Source organism: Streptomyces sp. NPDC059142 (genome assembly GCF_042755665.1).
GTDB lineage: Bacteria > Actinomycetota > Actinomycetes > Streptomycetales > Streptomycetaceae > Streptomyces.
Genome location: NZ_JBHZDA010000172.1, coordinates 1 through 7,305 on the forward strand (window position 1 = coordinate 1; position 7,305 = coordinate 7,305).

Sequence of the window (7,305 nt, forward strand, 5' to 3'; positions counted from 1 at the left end):
CACCCGGCCTACGTCATCTACACCTCCGGCTCCACCGGCACCCCCAAGGGCGTCGTCGTCCCGCACTCCGGCGCCGTCAACCTCCTCGCCCTGCGCTGGCCGGACCTGAACGCCGGCGACCGGCTCCTCCAGTTCGCGTCGATCGGCTTCGACGTCGCCACCTGGGAGACCATGACGGCCTTCGCCGCCGGAGCCTGCCTCGTCGTCGCCCCCGCCGACCGCCTGCTGCCCGGCGCCGGCCTGGAGGACGTGATCGAGCGGCACGCCGTCACCCACCTCCAGCTCCCGCCCACCGTTCTCGGCATGGTCGAGGACGACCACCGGCTCGCCTCCGTACGCACCCTGTGGGTCGCGGGTGAGGCCCTCGGACCGGCGCTCGTGGACCGCTGGGGCGCCGACCGCTGGTTCGGCAACGCCTACGGCCCGACCGAGATCACGGTCATCGCCGCCGCCGACGGCCCGCTGCGCCCCGGCGACGCCCCCACCATCGGCCGCCCCCTGCCCGGAGTCGGGCTGTACGTCCTCGACGCCCGTCTCCGCCCCGTCCCCGATGGCGTCGACGGAGACCTGTACGTCGCGGGCGCGGGCGTGGCCCGCGGCTACCTCGACCGCTCCGGCCTCACCGCCGAGCGCTTCCTGGCCGACCCGTTCGGAGAACCCGGGACCCGTATGTACCGCACGGGCGACCTCGTGCGCCGCACCACCGACGGCCGCCTGCTGTACACCGGACGCGCCGACGACCAGGTCAAGATCCGCGGATTCCGCGTCGAACCGGGCGAGATCGAGACCCGGCTGACCGAACACGAGGACATCGCCCACGCCGCGGTCGTCGTCCGCGAGGACGTCCCCGGCGACAAGCGACTCGTCGCCTACGTGGTGCCGAAGCGGTCCGGCGCCACCGATCTGCCCGCCGTGCTGCGCGGACACCTCGCGTCCCGCCTCCCTGCCCACCTGGTGCCGGCCGCGTTCGTGCCGCTGGACCGCCTGCCCCTGTCGGTCAACGGCAAGCTCGACCGGGCGGCACTGCCCGCCCCGGACCTCACCACCGCGGGCGGCGCCCGCCCCGCGGGCCCCCGTGAGGAACTGCTCTGCTCCGCCTTCGCACAGGTGCTGGGCGTGTCCCGGGTGGGCGTGGACGACGACTTCTTCCTGCTGGGCGGCCACTCGCTGCTCGCCGTGCGCCTGGTGGGCCGGATCCGGACCGTCCTCGGCGTCGAGATCCCCGTGCACGCCGTCTTCGAGGCGTCCACGGTCACCGGACTGGCCGCCGCCGTCGAGGCGGCCGGGAGCGGCACACCGCGGCCCGCGCTGACCCCCGGCCCGCGCCCCGGACGGCTGCCCCTGTCGTACGCCCAGCGCCGCCTGTGGTTCCTGGACCGGCTGGAGGGCGCCGGCCCCCTCTACAACGTCCCGCTCGCCCTGCGCCTGACCGGCACGCTCGACACCGACGCGCTGAGCTCCGCCTTCACCGACCTGCTCACCCGGCACGAGAGCCTGCGCACCCGGTTCCTCCAGGTCGACGGCGAGCCCTGCCAGGACATCGTCCCCGCCGACGCGTTCGTGCCCCGCTTCGACGTGGAGAGCGTGGACCGAGGGGAACTCGACGCGCGGGTCGCCGAGGCCGCCGGTCACGCCTTCGACCTCAGCGCCGGACCGCCCGTCCGGGCCACCCTCTTCCAGCTGGACGGCCCCGGCGCGCAGGAGGCGGTGCTGGTCCTGGTCACGCACCACATCGTCGCCGACGGCTGGTCCATGGTCCCGCTGCTGCGCGACCTGTCCACCGCCTACGCCGCCCGGCAGGCCGGCCGCCCACCCGGCTGGGAACCGTTGCCCGTGCAGTACGCCGACCACGCCCTGTGGCAGCGCGGCCTGCTCGGCGACGGCGACGCACCGGACAGCCTCCTGAGCCGCCAGGTCGCCTTCTGGAAGGACGCGCTGAACGGCAGCCCCGAGGAACTGGACCTGCCCACGGACCGGCCGCGGCCCGCCGTGGCGACCCGGGAGGGCCGCTGGGTCCCGATGACCGCACCGGTCGAACTCCACGAGAAGCTGGCGAAACTGGCCGTCGACCAGGGAGCCACCACGTTCATGGTGTGGCAGGCGGCGCTCGCCGTGCTGCTCTCCCGGCTCGGCGCCGGACAGGACATCCCGATCGGAAGCCCCGTCGCCGGCCGGACCGACGAGGCCGCCGACGACCTGATCGGCTTCTTCGTCAACACCCTCGTGCTGCGCACCGACCTGTCCGGCGACCCGGCCTTCACCGAGGTGCTGGCCCGGGTGCGCAGGTCGGCGCTGGGTGCCCTGGGCCACCAGGACGTGCCGTTCGAACGGCTCGTCGAGGAACTGTCGCCGACCCGCTCGCGCGCCCGACACCCCCTCTTCCAGGTCCTGCTCGCCGTGCAGAACGTCCCCACCGCCGCCGTCGACCTGCCGGGCCTGTCCGTCGAGGCCCTCACCACCGAGGTGACCCGGGCCAAGTTCGACCTCGACCTCCATGTCGCCGACCGTTTAGACGACGAGGGCCGGCCCGCCGGAATCGACGGCGGCATCACCTACGCCACCGATATCTTCGACCGGGCGACCGCCGAGGCCCTCCTGGCCCGCCTCCTGCTCGTGCTGGAGTCCGTCGTCGAGGACCCCGGCCGGCGCGTCCGCGACATCGCACTGCTCGACACGGCCGAACGCGGCCGCGTCCTCACCCTGTGGAACGACACCGCGCGGACCGCGCCGGCGGCCACCGTGCCCGACCACTTCCGGGCCCAGGCCGCCCGCACCCCGCAGGCCCTCGCCCTGGTCGCGGACGGCACCCGGATGACCTACGCCGAACTCGACACCGCCTCCGACCGGCTCGCCCGCCACCTCGCCGCCCACGGCGCGGGCCCCGAGCGCCTCGTCGCCGTCGCGATGGAACGCTCGCCCGAGATGGTCGTCACCTTCCTCGCCGTACTGAAGTCCGGCAGCGCCTACCTGCCCGTCGACGTCGGCTACCCCGCCGCCCGCATCGAGTTGATGCTCCGCGCCGCCGACCCCGTCGCCGTCCTCACCACGGGCGGCATCGCCGACCGGCTGCCCGCGACGCCGGCCGCACCGCCGGTCATCCTCCTGGACGACCCACGGACCCGGGCGGCGGTGGCCGCCGGGGACGGCGCGCCCCCGGCCGGCCCGCCGCACCTGGACAGCGCTGCCTACACCATCTACACCTCCGGCTCCACCGGCACGCCCAAGGGCGTCGCCGTCACCCACCGGGCCATCGACCGCCTGGTCCGCCCCGCCGACTACGCGGACGTGCGCGCCGGGGACGTCGTCCCCCACCTCGGCTCGGTCTCCTTCGACTCCACCACCTTCGAGATCTGGGCCACCCTGCTCAACGGAGCCACCCTGGCCGTCGGACCCGCGGGCACCCCCTCCGTGGCGGTGCTGCGCACCTTCCTGGCCGAGCACCGGGTCACCGTCGCCCTGCTGCCCACCGGCCTGCTGCACCAGGTGATCGACCTCGACGTCGAGGCGCTGCGCGGGGTCCGCTCCCTGATGACCGGCGGCGACGCGCTCTCCGCCGAGCACTGCCGCACCCTGCTCGACACCCTGCCCGGCACCACGCTGACCAACGGGTACGGCCCCACCGAGAGCACCACCTACACCCACACCCACGCCGTCACCCGGGCCGACGTCGACAGCGGCCGGGGCATCCCCCTCGGCCGGCCACTGGCCCGCACCCGCGCCTACGTCCTCGACGCCGCCCTGCATCCGGTGCCCGTCGGCGTCCCCGGCGAGCTGTACGTCGCCGGCGACGGCCTCGCCCGCGGCTACGCGGACCGTCCGGGCCTGACCGCCGAACGGTTCGTGGCCTGCCCGTTCGAGGGGACCGGCGCCCGGATGTACCGCACCGGAGACCTGGTGCGGTGGCGGGCCGACGGTGTGCTGGAGTTCGTCGGCCGGGTCGACGACCAGGCCAAGATCGGCGGCTTCCGCGTCGAGCCCGGCGAGGTGGAGGCCACCGTCTCCGCGCACCCCGAGGTCGCCCAGGCCGTGGTCGTCGTCCGGCAGGACACTCCCGGCGACAAGCGCCTCGCCGCCTACGTGGCACCGGCGGACCCCGCCGTGAACGGCCGTGAACTGGTCGCGCGCATCCGGGAGTTCGTCAGTGCCCGACTGCCCGACCACCTGGTGCCGTCCTTCGTGTCCGTCCTGGAACGCCTGCCGCTCACCCCGAACGGCAAGGTCGACCGCGGCGGCCTGCCCGCCCCCGACCCCGTGACGGAGATCAGCACCGCCCGCACACCTGCCTCCCCGTACGAGGAACTGCTGGCCATGGTCTTCGCCGAGGTGCTGGGTCTGCCGCGCGTCGGCCCGGACGACGACTTCTTCGCCCTGGGCGGGCACTCCCTGCTGGCGGTACGGCTGGTCAGCCGCATCCGTGCCGTCCTGGGCGCGGAGACCTCCGTGGCGGCCGTGTTCGAGACCCCGACCGTGTCCGGTCTCGCCCGACGGCTGACCCGGGCCGGCGGACCGCCCCGGCCGGTCGTGGCGCCCATGCCGCGGCCCGCCGTGGTGCCGGTGTCCTACGGGCAGAGCCGCCTGTGGTTCGTGGACCGCATCGAGGGCCCCAACCACCTCTACAACATCTGCCTGGTGCTCCGGATGTCCGGTGAGCTGGACCCGGCCGCCCTGCGCACGGCCCTCGCGGACGTGGTGGCCCGGCACGAGAGCCTGCGCACCACCTTCCCCCAGATCGACGACCGGCCCTCCCAGCACGTCCTGCCCGCCGACGCGACGGCCGTCGCCCTGCCGGTCACCACCGTCACCGAGGAGGAACTGACCGGGCACCTCGACGAACACGCCGCCCACCCCTTCGACCTGGCGACCGAACCGCCCCTGAAGGCGCGGCTGTTCGCCCTGCCGGACGACGCGTCCTCCGGCCGCGCGCAGTGGGCGCTCTCCGTGGTCGTCCACCACATCGCCGGTGACGGCTGGTCGATGGGCCCGCTGTGGCGGGACCTGTCGGAGGCGTACCGGGCCCGCCGCGCGGGCCGGCAGCCCGGCTGGACGCCGCTGCCGGTGCAGTACGCCGATCACACCCTGTGGCAGCGCGAGTTCCTGGGCGACGTGAACGACCCCGACAGCGTCCTCGCCGCCCAGGTGGCCTACTGGAAGGAGCGGCTCCGGGGAGCGCCCCAGGAGCTGGCCCTCCCGGTGGACCGGCCGCGGCCGACCGTGGCGGACCACCGCGCCGGACTGGTGCCGCTGCGCATACCGGCACCGCTGCACGCCCGGCTGGCCGAACTGGCCCTCGGACAGGGCGTGACCATGTTCATGCTGCTCCACGCGGCGGTCGCGGTGCTGCTGTCCAAGAGCGGCGCGGGCCGGGACATCGTGCTGGGCAGCCCGGTCGCCGGCCGCACCGACGAGGCACTGGACGACATGGTCGGCTTCTTCGCCAACACCATGGTGCTGCGCACCGACCTGTCGGGCGACCCGGACTTCCTGGAGCTGCTCGCGAGGGTGCGCACGGCCAGCCTGGAGGCCTTCGAGCACCAGGACGTCCCCTTCGAGCGACTGGTGGAGGAACTCGCTCCGGCCCGTTCGATGGCCCGGAACCCGCTGTTCCAGGTCCTGCTCGCGGTGCAGAACAATCCCCGGGGAGCCCTGCGCCTGCCGGGGGTGGAGGTGACCGAACAGCCGGCCGGGGCGCTGACGGCCCGGTTCGACCTCGACATCGAGGTGCGGGAGCGCTTCGACGGGACGGGCGCGCCCGCGGGCCTCGACGGGGAGATCGTCTTCGCGTCCGAACTCTTCGACCGGTCCACGGTGGATGCGCTCGCGGCGCGGCTCGCCCGGGTCCTGGAGGCGGTCACCGCCGAGCCCGCCCTGCCGGTGGCCCGCATCGACGTGCTCGACGACGCGGAACGGCGCCGGGTGACCGAGGAGTGGAACGACACAGCCGGGCCGGTACCGGACGCGACGCTGGCCGAGCTGTTCCACCGGCAGGCCGCCCGTACCCCCGACGCCGTCTCGCTGGTCTCCGACGGCCGCCAGGTCACCTACGCCGAACTGGAGGAGCGGTCCGGCCGGCTCGCCCGTCACCTGATCTCCTCCGGGGCGGGCCCGGAGACCCTGGTGGGCGTGATGCTCGACCGGTCGGTGGAGCAGGTCGTCGCCCTCCTGGCCGTCGTCAGGACCGGCGCCGCCTACCTGCCCGTCGACCCCGGCCAGCCGCATCGGCGCATCGGCCTCATGCTCGCCGATGCCTCGCCGGTGCTCGTGCTGAGCACCGAGGAGATCAGCGCCCGGTTCGACAGCTCCACGGGGGAGGACGCGCCGACGCGGTGGATCGCGGTGGACGGACCGGAGGTACGGGCCGCGCTCGCCCGGGAGGCGCCCGGGGCGGTCACCGACGCCGACCGGACGACGCCGCTGCGACCGGACCACCCGGCCTACGTGATGTACACCTCCGGCTCCACCGGCACCCCGAAGGGCGTGACCGTGCCGCACCGCGGCGTGGTCAACCAACTGCGATGGATGCAGGAGAAGTTCCGGCTGGACGCCACGGACCGCGTACTGCAGAGGGCGTCGTTCGGCTTCGACGCCTCGGTGTGGGAGCTGTTCTGGCCGCTGCTGAACGGCGCGGGAGTCGTGCTGAGCGGACCGGGCGGTCACGCCGACCCGGACTACCTCGCCGATCTGATCGTGCGGGACGGGGTGACCGTCGCGCAGTTCGTCCCCTCCGTCCTGCGCACCTTCCTGGACGGCGGCGCCGCGCGGCGGTGCACGGGCCTGCGCACCGTGCTGTGCCTCGGCGAAGCGCTCCCGGCCACGGTGCGCGACCGCTTCCGCGCGGAGCTGGGAGTACCGCTGCACAACCTCTACGGCCCCACCGAGGCGTCGATCGCCGTCACCTCCTGGGAGTGCGACGCGGACCGCGACGGCGGGACGGTGCCCATCGGACGCCCCCTGCGCAACATCAGGGCGTACGTGCTCGACGACGGCCTGCTGCCCGTGCCCCCCGGCACGGCCGGAGAACTGTACGTGGCCGGAGACGGCCTGGCCCGCGGCTACCTCGGACGTCCGGGACTGACCTCCGAGCGCTTCACGGCCTGCCCGTTCGGGCCGGCGGGCGGGCGGATGTACCGGACCGGCGACATCGTGCGCTGGAACACCGGCGGCGTGCTGGAGTTCCTCGATCGCGCGGACGACCAGGTGAAGATCCGCGGATTCCGCATCGAGCCCGGCGAGGTCGAGGCGGCCCTGGCCGCCCACGGGCAGGTCGCGCAGGCGGCCGTCGTCTCCCGGGATGACCCCGCCGGAGAC

1 protein-coding gene is annotated in these 7,305 nt (G+C 74.5%); it reads left to right on the forward strand.

Annotated elements, in window-relative coordinates:
• On the forward strand, nt 1-7,305 hold a 7,305-nt coding region (locus ACFXPK_RS32050), incomplete at both ends, for an amino acid adenylation domain-containing protein (protein ID WP_385080668.1).